This window comes from Streptomyces sp. NPDC058145 (assembly GCF_042884245.1).
Taxonomy (GTDB): Bacteria; Actinomycetota; Actinomycetes; order Streptomycetales; family Streptomycetaceae; genus Streptomyces.
The window spans coordinates 180321-197097 of the sequence record NZ_JBHVUH010000002.1 but is presented as its reverse complement, the minus strand read 5'-3'; the positions used below and the strand labels follow the sequence as shown (position 1 = coordinate 197097).

Below are 16777 nucleotides of genomic sequence, written 5' to 3'. Positions count from 1 at the left end.
GCGGGCCTAAGCGGGCCGCTGCAGCACGGTCAGGCTGCGGTCCGGCAGGGTGATGCGGTCGCCGGCCGCCACCTTCGGGCCCGTGCCCGGCGGCACCCCGTCCGGGCGGGCCGTGTCGACGACCACCTGCCACTGCCGGCCGTGGTCGACCGGCACCTGGAAGTCCAGCGTCCCGGGGGATGCGTTGAACATCAGCAGGAAGGAGTCGTCGGCGATCCGCTCCCCGCGCGGACCGGGCTCGGAGATGGCGTTGCCGTTCAGGAACACCGTCAGCGCGGACGCGGGCGCCGAGTCCCAGTCCTGCTGGGTCATCTCGCTGCCCTCGGGGGTGAACCAGGCGACGTCGGACAGCTCGTCGTGGGTGCCCTCCACCGGCCGCCCGTGGAAGAAGCGCCGCCGCCGGAACACCGGGTGGTCCCGCCGCAGCCACACCATCGCGCGGACGAACTCCAGCAGGTCCTCCTCGGAGGACACCTCCTCGGTGGAAACCCCCTCCGCGGCCTCCGGCCACTGGAGCCAGGACACCTCGTTGTCCTGGCAGTAGGCGTTGTTGTTGCCGCGCTGGGTGCGGGCGAACTCGTCCCCGTGGCTGATCATCGGCACGCCCTGGGAGAGCATCAGCGTGGCGAGGAAGTTGCGCATCTGGCGGGCGCGCAGCCCCAGCACCTCAGGGTCCTCGGTCTCGCCCTCGGCCCCGCAGTTCCAGGACCGGTTGTGGCTCTCGCCGTCCCGGTTCTCCTCCCCGTTGGCCTCGTTGTGCTTGTCGTTGTAGGCGACGAGGTCGTGCAGCGTGAACCCGTCGTGGCAGGTCACGAAGTTGATCGAGGCGAGCGGGCGGCGGCCGTCGTCCTGGTAGAGGTCGGAGGAGCCGGTCAGCCGGGAGGCGAACTCCGCGAGCGCCCGCGGCTCGCCCCGCCACAGGTCCCGGACCGTGTCGCGGTACTTGCCGTTCCACTCGGTCCACAGCGGCGGGAAGTTGCCCACCTGGTAGCCGCCCTCGCCCACGTCCCACGGCTCGGCGATCAGCTTCACCTGGGAGACCACCGGATCCTGCTGCACCAGGTCGAAGAACGACGACAGCCGGTCCACCTCGTGGAACTGCCGGGCCAGGGTGGCGGCCAGGTCGAAGCGGAAGCCGTCCACGTGCATCTCGGTGACCCAGTACCGCAGCGAGTCCATGATGAGCTGGAGCACGTGCGGGGACCGCATGAGCAGCGAGTTCCCCGTGCCCGTGGTGTCCATGTAGTACCGCGGATCGTCCGTGAGGCGGTAGTACGACGGGTTGTCGATGCCCTTGAAGGACAGCGTCGGGCCCAGATGGTTGCCCTCGGCCGTGTGGTTGTAGACGACGTCCAGGATCACCTCGATGCCGGCCTCGTGCAGCGCGCGCACCGCCGACTTGAACTCCAGCACCTGCTGGCCGCGGTCGCCCCAGGACGCGTACGCGTTGTGCGGGGCGAAGAACCCGATGGTGTTGTAGCCCCAGTAGTTGTTCAGGCCCATGTCGACCAGCCGGTGGTCGTTCACGAACTGGTGGACGGGCATCAGCTCGAGGGCCGTCACCCCGAGCTTGGTCAGGTGTTCGATGATCGCCGGATGGGCGAGCGCCGCGTACGTGCCGCGCAGCTCCTCCGGGAGCCCGGGATGGGTCATCGTCAGGCCCTTCACATGGGCCTCGTAGATCACCGTGTGGTGGTAGTCGGTGCGCGGCGGCCGGTCGTCGCCCCAGTCGAAGTACGGGTTGATCACCACCGACGTCATGGTGTGCGGCGCCGAGTCCAGGTCGTTGCGCCGGTCCGGGGCCCCGAAGTGGTAGCCGTACACCTCCTCGCCCCACGACACGGCCCCGCTGATCGCCTTCGCGTAAGGGTCGAGCAGCAGCTTCGCCGAGTTGCAGCGCAGCCCGCGCGCGGGATCGTCCGGGCCGTGCATCCGGAACCCGTACCGCTGTCCCGGCATCACCCCCGGCAGGTACGCGTGCCGCACGAACGCGTCGCTCTCGCGCAGTTCCACCGCCGTCTCCGAGCCGTCGTCGTGCAGCAGACACAGCTCTACTCGGTGCGCGGCCTCCGTGAAGACCGCGAAGTTGGTCCCGGCGCCGTCGTACGTGGCGCCGAGCGGATACGCCTCTCCAGGCCAGACCTGCATGACCACGACTCTTCCAGGTGTGCGGCCCCGCTGGGGGGCGCGTTGGCTGCGAGTCTCCCCGAAAGTGAGGGAACCTCCCGAGACTTACTGCCCTCTTACGGGCCGACCAGTGCATACGGCGACTCTCGTGTACCCGTCGTGTGCCGACTCAGTGGGGATACACGTACTCCCGGGGATCTTGGGGGAGTAGGGGGTAGTTGTGCGCGAGACAGTGCACCGACATCTCGGCAAGGTGGTGGCCGGCGCGGCCCTGGCGGTGGCCGGGACCGCGGTGATGGTGGCAGTCACCCTGCCCGGCACGGCGGGGGCCGACGAAACGGGAGGGAACAAGGGCGGCGGCGGCACACCGGCCGCCCAGCAGAAGGGGCGGGGGCCGGGCGAGGTCCCGCCGGGCGTCGTGAAGCAGGCGCCGGCCGAGGGGAAGAAGGGCACGGGCCGTGACCCGCTGACCGACGACGAGATCCGGCGGGTCGAGAGCATCGCCCTGAGCGGGCAGATGCTCAGCGCCGGTGAGAACGTCGACGGGCACCGGGGCCCGCAGCGCCTGAGCGTCGACCTGGCCGAGCCGGAGGCGGACGAACTGGACGACCCGGGAGCGCCGCGCCGGGCCGACGTGAGCTTCTACGACTACAAGAGCGACGCGCTCATCACCAGGACGGTGGACCTGGGGACCGGCAAGGTCGTCAGCAGCGTCACCAGCCAAGGCGTTCAGCCGCCGCTGAGCCGGGCCGAGAACGCCGAGGCGGCCAGGCTGCTGATCGCCGACCCGCTGGGCGCGGGCCTCAAGGCGGACTACCGGGACGCCACCGGCCACGAGCTGACGTCCCCGGACCAGCTGCGGCTCAACGGCGCCGTCTACCGCGCCACCCCGGGCGGGCAGCCGGCCGTGCTCGACAAGTGCGGCGAACACCGCTGTGTGCGGCTGTTTCCGAAGGTCAAGAACGGCCCCTGGATCGACGCCAGGTGGCTGGTCGTCGACCTCAGCGCCCGCAAGGTCGGCCGGCTCGAAGGCCACTGAGCCAGGCAGACGGTCCACTTTTCCGACTCGCATCTCCTGCAGGGGAGCCACTTCTTCATGCGTGTACAGAGTTCGATCAGCGGCCGCCGGCCGCGGAGATTCAGCCATGCCCGCACCCGGGCGGCCGTCGGCCTCACCGTGGCCGCGCTGGCCGCCGGTGTGACGGCCGGTGCCGGACCGGCCGCCGCCCGGCCGCAGGCCGCCCCGGCCGCCGCCGCGGACTGCAGCGCCGCCTACAAGATCGAGCAGAAGCTCTCCAGCGGCACCACCTGGCGGATGTGCTGGCGCTACGACAGCAAGGCCGGACTGGTCCTGGAGAACGTGTCCTACCAGCCCAAGGGCGAGCCGAAGCCGATCAAGGTCCTCAACAGCGCCCGCCTCGCCCAGATCGACGTCCCGTACGACGACGGCAGCGTCGAGTACGACGACCTGACCGGCTTCGGCTTCGCCCAGGGCCTGGTGAACCTGGCGCCCGGCGAGTGCCCCGGCGGCACCATCAGGACCGTCCGGGTCCCCGACTCCTGGGACCCGGACCACCCGGACGTCAAGGGCCTGTGCACCACAACGCGTTCGCGCGGCCACGCCTACCGCATGCAGGGCGACGCGGCCAACAAGGTCTTCCAGGCGCAGGGCAAGGACCTGCTCGTCTACACGGTCAACCAGGTCGGCTGGTACGAGTACATGACCGAGTGGCGCTTCCAGGACGACGGCACGGTCAACATGAACGTCGGCGCCACCGGCAGCCTCTCCTACGAGGACTACGACGCCGGTGACGGCCGCGGCTGGCCCATCGGCAAGGGCGCCAAGGCCTACGCCACCAGCCACAGCCACAACGTCTTCTGGCGGCTGGACTTCGGCCTCGACGGCTCCTCGAAGACCAAGGTCGAGCAGTACGACTCGGCCGTCACGGCGCCCGCCCGCGGCCGGCAGGCGCCCACCGCCAAGACCACCCGCACCAAGGTCACCAAGGAACTCGCGGGCGACTCCAAGGCCTACCGCTGGTGGCGGGTGGTCAGTGCGACCGGCAAGAACAAGGACGGGCACGCGCGTTCGTACGAGATCGTCCCCGGCCCGACCACGAGGTACCCGGGCCGCAGCTTCACCAAGCACGACGTGTACTTCACCGAGTACAACAAGTGCGAGCAGTTCGCGAGCAACAACCCGGGCTGCGCCCGCGGTTACCCAAAGTCCGTGGACAAGTGGGTCAACGGCCAGACGCTCACTCACCCGGTGGTCTGGATGAACGTGGGCTTCCACCACATAGCCCGGGACGAGGACCAGCAGCCCATGCCGATCCACTGGCAGGGCTTCGCCATCGCACCGCGCGACGTCACGGCTATGAATCCGCTCACTCCGGACGAGCTCTCATGGCAGAACGGCCACTGGCGCCCGCGTAGTTGAGAAACCGACCTGTCCATCCGGCTGCATCGCCGACCGCTCCCGGAGTACCCTTCCTTGATCGTTGACGTGGGGAAGGCCCGGGGTGGCGGAAGGCGGTGCGCGGGTGGGCTCGGGAGGGCTGGAGCTGCCCCCTGGTGACGAGGGTCACGAGGGGAACTCCACAGACGTCCCGCCCGGCGCGGTGTCCCTGGCCCGCCCGATGGACGCCACGGGGTCCATCGGGCCGGAACTGGACTGGGACACCGACGCCTGGCTCGAGGTGCGCGTCCGCGCCCAGCGGGCGGGCCGGGCCTACATCTGGCTGAACCTGGTCGAGCAGCGGCTGCGCGCGGTCGTGGCCGCCGTGCTGCGGCCCATCTACGAACCCGTCCACGGCGACGACTGGGTGGTGGCCGCGGCCGGGCCCGCCGGGCAGGAGTGGGTGCAGCGGGCGGTCGCCGTCCGCGAGGTCAGCCGCCGCAAGGGCTATCTGCTCGACCCGGCCGACGACAACGTGCTCAGCTTCCTCACGCTGCCGCAGTTGCGCGAGCTGATGGTGCAGCACTGGCCGTGCTTCGAGCCGTACTTCGACGAGCGCCGGGACGTCGAACTCGCCCTGGACGAGCTGGAGGTGACCCGCAACGTCGTCTCCCGCAACCGGGCCCTGTCCGAGGCGGTGCTGAACCAGGCCGAGCGGGCCTCGGCCCGGCTGCTGGAGATGCTGGACGCGGGCGGTGACGTGCCCTCCGCGCGCCGGCTGCCGGTCGACGCGGTGGAGGACCTGGTCGGCGACCGGTACGCGGACGTCGTCGCCGTCCACCCGGACCGGGTGCGGCTCATGCGCCAGTTCCCGGCCGAGGACCTGTTCGGCGGCGCCCGCCGCCTCGACGCCATCGGTATCGGCCTCAACCTGCTGGTGCAGAACTTCTCGGGCCGCCGGCTCGTCCGGCTCGCCGAGTCCGGCTGCCGGGTACGGCTGCTCTTCCTCAACCCGGCCTCCAGCGCGGTCAAGCGCCGGGAGCGCGAACTGGGGATGAAACGGGGCGAACTGAGCCGGTCCGTCGAGATGAACATCCTGCACATGCGCCGGGTGCGGTCCCGGCTGCGTGACCCCGGGGCCTTCGAGATCCAGGTCTACGACGAGACGCCCCGCTTCACCGCCTACCTCGTGGACGGCGACGGCGCGGACGGCATCGCCGTGGTGCAGTCCTATCTGCGCGGGGCCCGGGGGATGGAGTCGCCGGTGCTGGTACTGCGGGGCGGCAGCAAGACCCTCAAGTCTGACGACATGGGTGATGCCGGTATCTTCCCGACATACCGCGAGGAATTCGAGCTGTCCTGGGCGGATTCACGCCCGGTGTCCTGAACTGTCCGTACGGGCAAGCGGAACGCGGCCCAGGGATTGTCAGTGCCGCGTGCGATGGTGGGAGCCACTGGGGGAAAGCACCACCAAGAAGGGGGGCCGCCCATGGGCTGGCACCGGGAGCTGCTGATCGGCTTCGACCTGGAAACCACCGGCACGGACCCGCACGAGGCGCGCATCGTCACCGGCGCGGTCATCGAGGTCAGGGCCGGCGAGCCCTTGGGGCGCCGGGAATGGCTGGCGGATCCGGGCGTGGAGATCCCGGCCGACGCGGTCGCGGTGCACGGCATCAGCAACGAACGGGCGACGGCCGAGGGCGGCCCGGCCGACCAGGTGGCCGACGCCATCGCGGACGTGCTGGTGTCGTACTGGCAGACGGGTGTCCCGGTGGTCGCCTACAACGCGGCCTTCGACCTCACCCTGCTCTCCGCCGAACTGCGCCGCCACGGCCTGCCGTCCCTCTCCGACCGCCTGGGCGGCCCGGCCCCCGCCCCGGTGATCGACCCCTACACCATCGACCGCTGGGTCGACCGGTACCGCCGCGGCAAACGGAACCTGGAGGCGGTCTGCGCGGAGTACGGCATAGTCCTCGACGCGGCCCACAACGCCTGCGCCGACGCCCTGGCCGCGGCCCGCCTCGCCTCCGCGATAGCCACCCGCCACCCCAAGATCGCCGCCCTCGGCCCGGCAGAACTCCACACCCGTCAGATCGACTGGTACGCCGAATGGGCGGCCGACTTCCAGTCCTTCCTCCGCCGCAAGGGTGACGAGACAGCGGTGATCGACGGCACATGGCCCATCCGCCACCTCCCGGACAACTTGCCGGCGTAGCCCGGCACGCCGACCTGTTCCCCGCGCGTCAACCGGCGTCCGGCAGCGCCTGGAGGAAACCGTCCTCGTCGGCCTTCCGCTGAGCCAGCGGCGCGTTGTGGTCCCGTACCGCGGCCAGCCACCGCCAGGGCTGGATCTCGTCCAGCGTGAGTCCTGGGCAAGCGAGTTGGTGCGGTATCCGGCAGGTGGTGCCGGGCGTGGGCTCGTCCAGGCCGCCGTTCCACGCGGTGCCGTTGCCGTCGGTGTGCCAGCGGTGCCCACCGGGCACGAGATGCGCGGGAACGGTGAGCCGGGGTTCGAGCAGGACGTGCTGCCCGGTGTAGGTGGCCCACCGGTCACCGGCGAGCCCGCAGTGGGGGCAGAGCGGCGGATCAGGCGGTTCGGGGCCGGTGGCGCCGTCGCGGGCGGCTTGGGCCCGGTCCGCGCTTTCCCACGGGCGGGGTGTGTCGACGGGTGGCTGCCGGGATCCGTCGGGGCCGGGTGCGGGTAACGGAATGACGCTGTCGGTGTCCCCCATGCCGTCGAGCGTGCGGGCGGCGGCACCGGGTCGGGCAGGGCGCGAACCGGGCGCATCGGGAGCAGACGGGCGGAGCATGCCCGGGCTGAACCAGTTCGGCCCACTCCATCCACGCCAGGGTCTGCTCCGCCTCGGGGTGGTCGGGCAGTTCGGGGGTCATCGAGCGCATGACCCCCGTGAACGCGGAGTCGGCGCCGAGACCGTCGAAGACGGCGTCGAGGAAATCACCGATGAGACATCGGCGTTCGTCCTCGGAGAGCTGGGCGAACCGGTGCATGAGATCGGTCTCCTCGGGAGTCAGCCTGCGCTCGGCCACCGCTGTCAGCACCGCGTGCCGCAGGCGCAGGACGCGGATCTGCACCGCCAGTGCTTCGGCGTGCGCCGCGGCGACCTCGGGGAGCGGGAGTTCCCGGTCCACGACCTTGTGGATCGTGGGCAGGTCCAGTCCCAGTTCCCGCAGAGTCCGCACGAGGTCCAGGCGCGCGACTGCGTCGAGGTTGTACCGGCGGTAGCCGGCCGGGCTGCGGTCCGTCGGCGTCACGATCCCGCGGTCGGAGTAGAACCGAATGGTCTTGACCGTGAGGCCGGTCCGCCGCGCCAGCTCGCCGATCGAGTACAGCGTGTCGCCGTCCATACCCATACCTTGGCGTCTCCCCCTGGGGGAGACTCAAGCACCCTCGCCGGCCGATGGCCGACCACCTGTCGTTCGCGGGTCGTGACCGTTCCTCGCTGTCGGCCCGAAGAACACCGGGCAGCTCAGAACGGATACCACCGCACGGTCTCGTCCCCGTCCCGCAGCGACCCCACCCGGCGCCGGAACTCGGCCAGCGCCTTCGGGTTGACGGCCGCGTGCTGAGCCACCCACGCGCAGCTCGCCGTCTCCCGGGCGCCCCGCAGCACCGAGCACCCCTCCCACTCCCGCACATCCCAGCCGTACGCCGAGACGAAGGAGTCGTACGCCTCCGCGGGCACCCCGTAACGGTCCCGGGACAGGGCCATCACCACCAGATCGTGCTCACGCAGATCCGCGGAGAAGGTCTCCAGGTCGACCAGTACCGGCCCGTCCGGCCCCACGTGCACGTTGCGGGGCAGCGCGTCCCCGTGGATCGGCCCCCGAGGCAGATGGGGTGTCAGCGCCGCCGCCGCGGTCGCGAACCCGTCCCTGCGCTCGCGCAGATACGCCGCGTCCGCCGGGTCGATCGCCTCGCCCGCGAGCCGCAGCCAGCGCTCCACACCGCCCAGCAGTTCCCGGGGCGGCAGCGCGAAGGCAGGCGCGGGAAGCGCGTGCACGGTCCGCAGCAGCCCGGCCAGATCGCGGGGCTCGGCCGGCCGCACGGCATCCGGCAGCCGGTGCCACACGGTGACGGGGTGCCCCTCCACCAGCAGCGGCTCGGGCTCGGCGGCCCGCACCGCGGGCACGCCCGCCCCGGCCAGCCAGCCGGCGATGTCCAGCTCGCGCCGGGCCCGGTCCAGCAGCTCGGCGTCACGGCCCACCTTGACGACCAGCTCACCGGCCGCGAACACCGCGTTCTCACCGAGGGCGATGAGCCGTGCGTCTCCGGCCGGGTCCGGCAGAACCTTCGCCGCGGCCAGTACGTCCCGCGCCCGTGCCTCGTCCATCGTCCGCCTCCGTGCCCTCTCCGTGCCGTCCCGACCGTCGTGGCCTGCGGCCAGTCTTCCATTCGCACAGGTCGGACCCTGTGCGCGGTCCCTTGACGGGGTCCCGCGACTTTACGAACATGAACACGCCAACGAGGTCGGGCAAAGGGGCTGATCGCATGACAGCAGTGGCCGGGGCACGGCGGCCGGCCACTCGTGCCGCCACTCGCGACCACGGCGCCTGGTTCCTGGTCCTGCCCGCCCTGATCCCGATCCTCCTGCTGAGCGTGGGCCCGCTGCTCTACGGCATCGTGCTGGCGTTCACCGACGCCCAGTCCGGACGGACGACTGCCACCACCTGGATCGGCGCCCTCAACTTCCGGGACCTGCTGCACGACACGCTGTTCTGGGAGTCGTTCCGGATCGGGCTGGTGTGGGCGGTCGGGGTGACCGTGCCCCAGTTCCTGCTGGCGCTCGGCCTCGCCCTCCTGCTCAACCAGGACCTGCGGCTGCGCCGATTCGCCCGTGCCCTGGCGATCGTCCCGTGGGCCATGCCCGAGGTCGTCGTCGGCATCATGTGGCGGCTGGTCTACAACCCCGACGCCGGTGTCCTCAACGAGACCCTGCGCGACCTCGGCCTCGGCGGCGGCCGGGACTGGCTGAGCGGCCTGGCCACCGCGCTGCCCGCCGTCATCGTCGTCGGCGTCTGGGCGGGCATGCCGCAGACCACGGTGGCCCTGCTCGCCGGCCTCCAGAACACCCCGCGCGAACTGCACGAGGCCGCCGCGGTGGACGGCGCCGGCGCCTGGCGCCGGTTCCGCGCGGTCACCTGGCCCGCCCTGAGACCGGTGGCCCTCGCCATCACCGCGCTCAACCTCATCTGGAACCTCAACTCCTTCGCCCTGGTGTACGTGCTCACCAGTGGCGGACCCGGCGGAAAGACCCGGCTGCCCATGCTGTTCGCCTACGAGGAGGCCTTCCGCTACGGCCAGTTCGGCTACGCGGCGGCGATGGGATGCGTCCTGGTCGCGGTCGTCTCCGTCCTGCTCGCGGTGTTCCTCGTCGGCAGGCTGCGGGGAGGCGAGGACGCATGAGGACCCGCCCCGCCGCCCGCGCCGGCCAGTACGCCGCCCTGCTCGGCTATCTCGTCTTCCTGGCCTTCCCACTGCTGTGGCTGCTGTCCACCGCCTTCAAGTCGCCCCGTGAGCTGGGCAGTCTCCATCCCACCTGGATCCCGCGTCACCCCACCCTGGCCAACTTCCGGCAGGCCTTCGACGAGCAGCCGCTGCTGCACGCCGCCCTGAACTCCCTGCTGGTGGCGCTCGGGGCCGCCGTCGTCGCCGTACTGATCGCGACGCCGATGGCGTACGTCATGGCGCGGCACCGCTCGGCGCTGTCCCGGGCGGCCACCGGATGGGTGGTGGTCAGCCAGGCGTTCCCGTTCGTGCTGGTGATCATCCCGCTGTTCCTGCTGCTGAAGCACCTGCGGCTGATCGACTCCCTGGCGGGGCTGGTGCTGGTGTACGTGGTGTGGGCGCTGCCGTTCGCGCTGTGGATGCTCGTCGGACACGTCCGGGCCGTGCCCGAGGAACTGGAGGAGGCGGCGGCCGTCGACGGAGCCGGCCGGCTGCGGACGCTGGTGTCGGTGACCGCGCCGCTGCTGGCGCCGGGGATCGCGGCGACGGCGCTGTTCGCGTTCGTCACGGCGTGGAACGAGTTCTTCTTCGCGCTTGTCCTGCTGAAGAGCCCCGGCAGGCAGACCCTTCCGGTCGTCCTCACCCACTTCATCGGCGCGGAGGGCGTCGCCGACCTCGGCCCGCTGGCCGCCGCCGCGTTCCTGGCCACGCTGCCCTCCCTGCTCGTCTTCGCCCTCATCCAGCGCCGGATCACGGGCGGCCTCCTCGAAGGGGCGGTGAAGAACTGATGCGGCACCCTCGCGGAGCAGGCCGGGGAAGGACGGCCACGGCACTCCTCGTCCTGCTGCTCCTCCTCGCGGGCTGTTCCGCGACGGGCCACGGACGGGGCGGCCCCGTCACCCTGCGCTTCCAGTCCCTGGCCTGGCAGCAGGAGTCCGTGGCCGCCAACGAGGAGCTGGTGAAGGAGTGGAACGCCGCCCACCCGGACGTCAAGGTCGAGTACGTTCAGGGAAGTTGGGACAGTGTGCACGACCAGCTCCTCACCTCCTTCGAGGGCGGTCAGGCCCCGGACGTCATCCACGACGCCTCCGACGACCTCGCCGACTTCGCCTACGGCGGCTACCTCGCCGACCTCACCGGCCTGCTGCCCGCCAGGCTCAAGTCGGACATCCCGCGGCGCAGTTGGGAGGCGGCCACCTTCGGGGGCGGCGTCTACGGGGTGCCGTTCCTCCAGGAACCCCGGGTGCTGATCGCCAACGCCGCTTGGCTGCGTTCGGCCGGAGTGCGCATACCGACCGCAGAACACCCGTGGAGCTGGGCCGAGTTCCGGCAGGTCTCCAAGCGGCTCAGCGGCGCCGGCAGGTACGGCGTGGCCTGGCCGCTGAAGGAACCCGTCTCCGCCACGCTCAACCTCTCGCTCTCGGCGGGCGGCCGGCTCTTCCACCGGGGCGCCGACGACAGGGTGACCGTCCGGTTCGGCGCCGGTGACGCGGTCGTACCGCGCACGGTCCACGACCAGGTCGCCATCGACCACAGCGCTCCGGCCTCGACGCTGGGCAGCGGCGGCTCGGACACCCTGCCCGGCTTCTTCGGCGGCCGGTACGCGATGGTCCCGCTGGGCTTCTCCTACCGCCAGCAGATCGTGCAGCAGGCGCCGAAGGGCTTCGACTGGCAGGTGCTGCCCGCCCCCGCCGGCGCCGCCGGGCTCACCCAGGGCGTCAGCCCGCAGACCCTGTCCGTCGCCGCCGACTGTCCGCACAAGAAGGAGGCCGCCGAGTTCATCGACTTCCTGCTGCGGCCGGAGAACATGGTCCGCCTCGCCCTCGGCGACTGGATGCTGCCCACCGGCACCGAGGCCCTGAAGGACCCCGCCCTGCACACCGCGAAGAACGGCTGGGCCACCGGCACCGCGCTCGCGGCCCACCTCCGCCCGGCCCCCGCCCAGTCCGTGCGCGGCTACCCGGAGTGGAAGGACAAGGTCGCCACCCCCGCCTTCCAGGAGTACTACAGCGGCTCGATCGGCCCGGCCGGCCTGCGGGAGCGCCTGGAACGGGACGGCAACCTGGTGCTGGCCCGCTACCAGCGCTGAGCCGGCGGCCGTAATCCATTTGAACGAGACGTCTCGTCTCGCTTAGCCTCGTCGTCATGACCGCTCCCGCCCATATCGCCATGTTCTCCGTCGCCGCCCACGGCCACGTGAACCCCAGCCTCGAGGTGATCCGCGAACTCGTCGCCCGCGGCCACCGGGTCACGTACGCCATCCCGCCGGTCTTCGCCGAGAAGGTGGCCGCGACCGGCGCCCGGCCCGTGCTCTACACCTCCACGCTGCCCGGCCCCGACGCCGATCCCGAGGCCTGGGGGAGCACCCTGCTGGACAACGTGGAGCCCTTCCTGAACGACGCCATCCAGGCGCTCCCGCAGCTCATCGCGGCCTACGAGGGCGACGAACCGGACCTGGTCCTGCACGACATCACCTCCTATCCGGCCCGTGTGCTCGCCCACCGTTGGGGCGTCCCGGCGATCTCCCTGTCACCGAACCTCGTCGCCTGGGACGGCTACGAGGAGGAGGTCGCCGAGCCGATGTGGGCCGAGCCCCGCAGGACCGAGCGCGGCCAGGCCTACTACGCCCGGTTCCGGGCCTGGCTCACGGAGAACGGGATCAGCCGGCACCCGGACCCGTTCGCCGGGCGGCCCGACCGCTCCCTCGTCCTCATCCCGAAGGCCCTCCAGCCGCACGCCGACCGCGTCGACGAGCGCGTGTACACCTTCGTGGGCGCCTGCCAGGGCGACCGGGCCGACCAGGGGGACTGGCAGCGGCCGGCCGGTGCCGAGAAGGTGGTCCTCGTCTCCCTCGGCTCGACGTTCACCAAGCAGCCCGCGTTCTACCGCGAGTGCGTCCGCGCCTTCGGCGACCTGCCCGGCTGGCACCTGGTCCTGCAGATCGGCAGCCAGGTGACCCCGGCCGAGCTGGGCGACGTGCCCGCGAACGTGGAAGTGCACCGCTGGGTACCGCAGTTGGCGATCCTGCGGCAGGCCGAACTGTTCGTCACGCACGCCGGCGCCGGCGGCAGCCAGGAGGGGCTGGCCACCGCCACGCCGATGATCGCCGTACCGCAGGCCGTGGACCAGTTCGGCAACGCCGACGTGCTCCAGTCCCTCGGCGTGGCCCGGCACCTGCCCACCGAGGAGGCCACCGCCGACCGCCTCCGCGCGACCGCCCTGGCCCTCACCGGCGACCCGGAGGCCGCCCGGCGGCTGAAGGAGATCCAGGCGGAGATGGCCGAGGAGGGCGGTACCCGGCGCGCGGCCGACCTGATCGAGGCGGAGCTGCCCGTGCGCTGAGCACGGACCCTTGCGCCAGGCACGGACCCTTGCGCCGGGCACAAAGCCCTGCGCCGGGAGCCGGGAGCCGGGTACCGAGCACGGACCCGTGCGCCGGGCCCGGGCTCCGCGCGAGGCACGGACAGGGGCCCGCCGGTTCCCCAAGACCGGCGGGCCCCTGCGTTCGCGGGCGGGATCAGACGGTGAGCCGCTCGCCCTCGTCGCGCACGGGGGCCGGCGCGGCCGGCTCCGGCGACTCGTCGTGGGTGAGGTCCGGCAGACGGTGCAGCCACTTCGGCAGGTACCAGTTGCGCTCGCCGAGCAGTGCCATCACGGCCGGCAGCAGCACCCCGCGGATGACCGTCGCGTCGATCAGGACGGCGGCGGCCAGGCCCACGCCCATCTGCTTCATGGACTGCATTGACAGCGTTCCGAAGATCGCGAACACGGCGACCATGATGACGGCGGCGCTGGTGACGACACCGGCCGTGGTGACCACGCCGTGCTGGATGGCGTCCTTGGTGCTGCGGCCGCGCAGCCGGGCCTCGCGGATCCGGGAGACCACGAACACGTGGTAGTCCATGGACAGGCCGAACAGGATCACGAAGAGGAACAGCGGCAGCCAGGTGACGATCGCGCCGACGCCCTCCGCGCCCACCAGCGAGGCACCCCAGCCGTGCTGGAAGACGGCGACGAGGATGCCGTAGGCGGCGCCCACCGACAGCAGGTTGAGCACGATCGAGGTGATCGCGACGGTCAGCGAGCGGAACGACAGCAGCATCAGCAGGAAGGCGAAGACGACCACGAACACGAAGACCGGGACGACGGAGCCGACGAGCTGGTCGTTGAAGTCGTGGTTGCCCGCGACCTGTCCGGTGATCGGCGCCCGGACGCCCTCCACCTTGCCGAGGGTGGCGGGCCGCACCTCGTCACGCAGCTTGTCGAGGCTCTCGACCGCGCGGTCCATGTCGGAGCCGCCGACCAGCGGTACGGAGACCAGGGCGACGTTCTGCGCCCGGTGCACCTTGATGTCGACGGGGCCGCGCGAGGCGCCCGAGGAGATGGCCCGCTGCTTGAAGTCGGCCAGGGCCTGCCGTACCTCCGGCGCGCCGATGTCCTTGGCGCTCACGACCACCTGGGCGGGCTCGGAGCCGCCCGGGAAGGCCTCGTTGAGCCGGTCGTAGGTCTGCACGATCGGCAGCGAGTTCCCGAACTCCTGGTCCAGCGTGAGCTGCTGGGTCTTCATGCCGAGCGCGGGCGCGGTGACGGCGAGCAGTGCGCCGGCCGCTACGACCACGGAGACCAGCGGCTTGGCCAGCACCCCGCGCAGCACGGCGGTCCAGAAGCGGCTCTCGCTGTTGCCGCCGCGCCGGCGCCGGCGGCCCAGGAAGGGGATGCGGCCCTTCTCGACCCGCTCGCCCAGCAGGGAGAGCAGTGCGGGCAGCACGGTCACCGAGCCGACCATGGCGACGGCGACCACCATCAGGGAGGCCAGGCCCATCGCCTCGAACTCGGCGAGCCCGGTGAACAGCATGCCCGCCATCGCCACGCACACCGTGACCCCGGAGACGATGATCGCGCGGCCGCTGGTGGCGGCGGCGATGCGCAGGGCGGCGCCCGCGTCCCGGCCGGCGTCCCGCTCCTCGCGCTCCCGGCGCAGGTAGAACAGGCAGTAGTCGACGCCGACGGCCATACCGACCAGCAGCATCACGGAGTTGGCGGTGTCGCTCATCGGCTGGACGTGGCTGACGATGCCCATCAGGCCCATCGTCGCCACGATCGCGGTGACCGCCAGGGCCACCGGCAGCAGCGCGGCCACCAGGGCGCCGAACGCGATCAGCAGGATGCCGAGGGCCACCGGCACGGCGGAGTACTCGGCCTTCTGGAAGTCGTTCCCGAAGGCGTCCTGGTACTGCTTGCTCATGCTGGCGCCGCCGATCTCCTCGATCCGCAGGCCGTCGTGCGCCTTCCGCACCCCGGCGACGGCGTGCAGCACCGGCTCGACCCGGTCGGCGGCGGTCTTCGCGTCGCCGCGCATGTCGAACTGCACGAGCGCGGTACGGCCGTCCCGGGAGATGGTGCGCGTGTCGTACGGGGAGGTCACATGGGTGACCTTCCCGGTGCGGTCGACGGCCTCGACCACGTCGTCGACGGCGGCCCGGAACGCGCCGCTCGTCGCCTTGAGGGCGCCGTCCTGGGACTGGATCAGCACGGTCTCCCCGGCCGGCTGCTCGATGCCCGCGTCCTCGATGATCTTCGCCGCGGTGTGTGTCTCGCCCTTGAGCTGGTCGCTCTCGTCCACGTCGACCCGGCCGGCCGCCGAGCCGAGCCCCATGGCCAGGACGACGAACAGCACCCATATGCCGACGGCGGCCCAGCGGTGCCGGGCACTCCATCCGCCGGCGCGGGCGGCCAGTCCCCGCACGCGCACGTCCGTGTTCCCCATGACGGGCTTTCCCCCTCGTATGCGGTGACGACCCCCTGCCGCCACGTCCTCGCTCGTTCCACTTCGACGGTATGGGCCCGGAGAGGAGGTCTCGTCGTACTGCCCGGTGAACTGGCGCGGGCCCGGGTCACCGCTGGGGAGGACGGCGGGCCCTTACATCTTTCGGGGCTTCCCGGGGAGACGTCTCGGGGTGAGGGGGCCGGCGGAGGGCCGTGTCCGATCCGCCGTCGAAGATCCACTTTGTGATTACGAAACCTTGTTGAACAAGTCACAGGTGCGTGTAGAGGTTGAACCGGGGCCCGCTGATCGGCCAGAGTTTCGCGCAACCCGGCTTGTTCCGGGCCCGGCCGTCGTGCCCGCCCCCACGGGGCACGGCGGCCGTTCTAACCTGTCCGGGTGACGACCTATGCGGCGCTGCTGCGCGGAATCAACGTCGGTGGCAGCAGGAAACTCCCGATGGCCGATCTGCGCTCGCTCCTGACGGGCCTCGGCCACGGCGGCGTACGGACCCATCTGCAGAGCGGCCAGGCCGTGTTCAGCGCCGGGCACGGCGACGAGGAGTCCCTGGCGGCCGAGTTGACCCGGGCGATCGAGGCGCGGTTCGGCTTCCGGGTCGACGTGATCGTGCGCGACCACGCCTATCTGCGGGCGGTGGCCGAGGCGTGCCCGTTCCCGGCCGCCGAACTGACCGCGAAGCAGCTCCACATCACCTACTTCTCCGCACCGGTCACCCCGGACCGCTTCGAGGCGATCGACTCCGCCGCGCACCTCCCCGAGGAGTTCCGCCTGGGCGAGCGCTGCCTGTACCTGTACGCCCCGGACGGTCTGGGCCGCTCCAAGCTCGCCGAGGCACTGTCCCGCCGCCCCGCCAAGGGCCTGATCGCCACCAGCCGCAACTGGAACACGGTGCTGAAACTCGTCGAGCTGACCGCTCCCGAGGAGTGAGACGGCCCCTCGCCGGCCGGTCGGCCCGCCGGAAGTGGCCCAGCGAACGCGGCGGTGATTGGACCGGGATTCA

12 protein-coding genes and 2 pseudogenes are annotated in these 16777 nt (G+C 71.5%); 9 read left to right on the top strand and 5 right to left on the bottom strand.

Annotated elements, in window-relative coordinates:
• Positions 1–6: 6 nt before the first annotated feature.
• A complete protein-coding gene (glgX, locus tag ACFVVO_RS05035) occupies positions 7–2148 on the bottom strand; it encodes a glycogen debranching protein GlgX (protein ID WP_390051837.1) in 2142 nt (713 codons plus the stop codon).
• Between the two features lie 199 nt (positions 2149–2347).
• Here glgX and ACFVVO_RS05030 point away from each other — a divergent pair, with 199 nt between their 5' ends.
• From ACFVVO_RS05030 to ACFVVO_RS05015, 4 genes are all read left to right on the top strand, one after another.
• Positions 2348–3166 (top strand): Tat pathway signal sequence domain protein, encoded by an 819-nt coding sequence (locus ACFVVO_RS05030; RefSeq protein ID WP_390051836.1) that lies wholly within the window; start codon positions 2348–2350, stop codon positions 3164–3166.
• A 57-nt stretch (positions 3167–3223) separates the two neighbouring features.
• Positions 3224–4567: a copper amine oxidase gene (locus ACFVVO_RS05025; protein WP_390051835.1), complete on the top strand. Its 1344-nt coding sequence runs from the start codon at positions 3224–3226 to the stop codon at positions 4565–4567.
• Between the two features lie 103 nt (positions 4568–4670).
• Positions 4671–5912, top strand: coding sequence for an SAV2148 family HEPN domain-containing protein (locus ACFVVO_RS05020; protein ID WP_390052342.1), 1242 nt, complete (start codon positions 4671–4673; stop codon positions 5910–5912).
• A gap of 102 nt (positions 5913–6014) precedes the next feature.
• Positions 6015–6740, top strand: coding sequence for a 3'-5' exonuclease (locus tag ACFVVO_RS05015; protein ID WP_390051833.1), 726 nt, complete (start codon positions 6015–6017; stop codon positions 6738–6740).
• A 28-nt stretch (positions 6741–6768) separates the two neighbouring features.
• Here ACFVVO_RS05015 and ACFVVO_RS05010 read toward each other — a convergent pair.
• The 3 genes and pseudogenes from ACFVVO_RS05010 to ACFVVO_RS05000 all read right to left on the bottom strand — a co-directional run.
• Positions 6769–7098, bottom strand: a pseudogene (locus ACFVVO_RS05010) (DUF6083 domain-containing protein); the annotation flags it as partial.
• Between the two features lie 13 nt (positions 7099–7111).
• Entirely contained in the window at positions 7112–7891 is a 780-nt protein-coding gene (locus tag ACFVVO_RS05005; protein ID WP_390051832.1) for a MerR family transcriptional regulator, read from the bottom strand.
• 122 nt (positions 7892–8013) lie between these two features.
• Positions 8014–8877: a phosphotransferase enzyme family protein gene (locus ACFVVO_RS05000; RefSeq protein WP_390051830.1), complete on the bottom strand. Its 864-nt coding sequence runs from the start codon at positions 8875–8877 to the stop codon at positions 8014–8016.
• Between the two features lie 158 nt (positions 8878–9035).
• Between ACFVVO_RS05000 and ACFVVO_RS04995 the strand changes: the two genes are divergently transcribed.
• The 4 genes and pseudogenes from ACFVVO_RS04995 (at position 9036) to mgt (ending at position 13334) form a co-directional block, all read left to right on the top strand.
• Entirely contained in the window at positions 9036–9950 is a 915-nt protein-coding gene (locus tag ACFVVO_RS04995; RefSeq protein WP_390051828.1) for a carbohydrate ABC transporter permease, read from the top strand.
• Positions 9947–10780, top strand: a complete 834-nt coding sequence (locus ACFVVO_RS04990; RefSeq protein WP_390051826.1) for a carbohydrate ABC transporter permease — start codon at positions 9947–9949, stop codon at positions 10778–10780. Before ACFVVO_RS04995 ends, ACFVVO_RS04990 begins: the two co-directional genes overlap by 4 nt.
• Entirely contained in the window at positions 10780–12081 is a 1302-nt protein-coding gene (locus ACFVVO_RS04985; RefSeq protein ID WP_390051824.1) for an ABC transporter substrate-binding protein, read from the top strand. The genes ACFVVO_RS04990 and ACFVVO_RS04985 overlap by 1 nt, the downstream gene beginning before the upstream one ends.
• Positions 12082–12094: 13 nt before the next feature.
• Positions 12095–13334 (top strand): annotated as a pseudogene (mgt, locus tag ACFVVO_RS04980) (macrolide-inactivating glycosyltransferase).
• Positions 13335–13509: 175 nt separating this feature from the next.
• Here mgt and ACFVVO_RS04975 read toward each other — a convergent pair.
• On the bottom strand, positions 13510–15759 hold the full coding sequence (locus tag ACFVVO_RS04975; protein WP_390051822.1) for an MMPL family transporter: 2250 nt from the start codon (positions 15757–15759) through the stop codon (positions 13510–13512).
• Positions 15760–16155: 396 nt separating this feature from the next.
• Between ACFVVO_RS04975 and ACFVVO_RS04970 the strand changes: the two genes are divergently transcribed.
• The gene (locus ACFVVO_RS04970) at positions 16156–16704 is read left to right on the top strand and encodes a DUF1697 domain-containing protein (RefSeq protein WP_390051821.1); all 549 of its coding nucleotides are present in this window, start codon (positions 16156–16158) and stop codon (positions 16702–16704) included.
• The last annotated feature ends 73 nt before the right edge of the window (positions 16705–16777 follow it).

Bases quoted from the DNA above. Each gene is read 5' to 3' on its own strand.
- glgX (WP_390051837.1), bottom strand. From the start codon at position 2,148: ATGCAGGTCTGGCCTGGAGAGGCGTATCCGCTCGGCGCCACGTACGAC.
- ACFVVO_RS05025 (WP_390051835.1), top strand. From the start codon at position 3,224: ATGCGTGTACAGAGTTCGATCAGCGGCCGCCGGCCGCGGAGATTCAGC.
- ACFVVO_RS05015 (WP_390051833.1), top strand. From the start codon at position 6,015: ATGGGCTGGCACCGGGAGCTGCTGATCGGCTTCGACCTGGAAACCACC.
- ACFVVO_RS05005 (WP_390051832.1), bottom strand. From the start codon at position 7,891: ATGGACGGCGACACGCTGTACTCGATCGGCGAGCTGGCGCGGCGGACC.
- ACFVVO_RS05000 (WP_390051830.1), bottom strand. From the start codon at position 8,877: ATGGACGAGGCACGGGCGCGGGACGTACTGGCCGCGGCGAAGGTTCTG.
- ACFVVO_RS04995 (WP_390051828.1), top strand. From the start codon at position 9,036: ATGACAGCAGTGGCCGGGGCACGGCGGCCGGCCACTCGTGCCGCCACT.
- ACFVVO_RS04990 (WP_390051826.1), top strand. From the start codon at position 9,947: ATGAGGACCCGCCCCGCCGCCCGCGCCGGCCAGTACGCCGCCCTGCTC.
- ACFVVO_RS04985 (WP_390051824.1), top strand. From the start codon at position 10,780: ATGCGGCACCCTCGCGGAGCAGGCCGGGGAAGGACGGCCACGGCACTC.
- ACFVVO_RS04975 (WP_390051822.1), bottom strand. From the start codon at position 15,759: ATGGGGAACACGGACGTGCGCGTGCGGGGACTGGCCGCCCGCGCCGGC.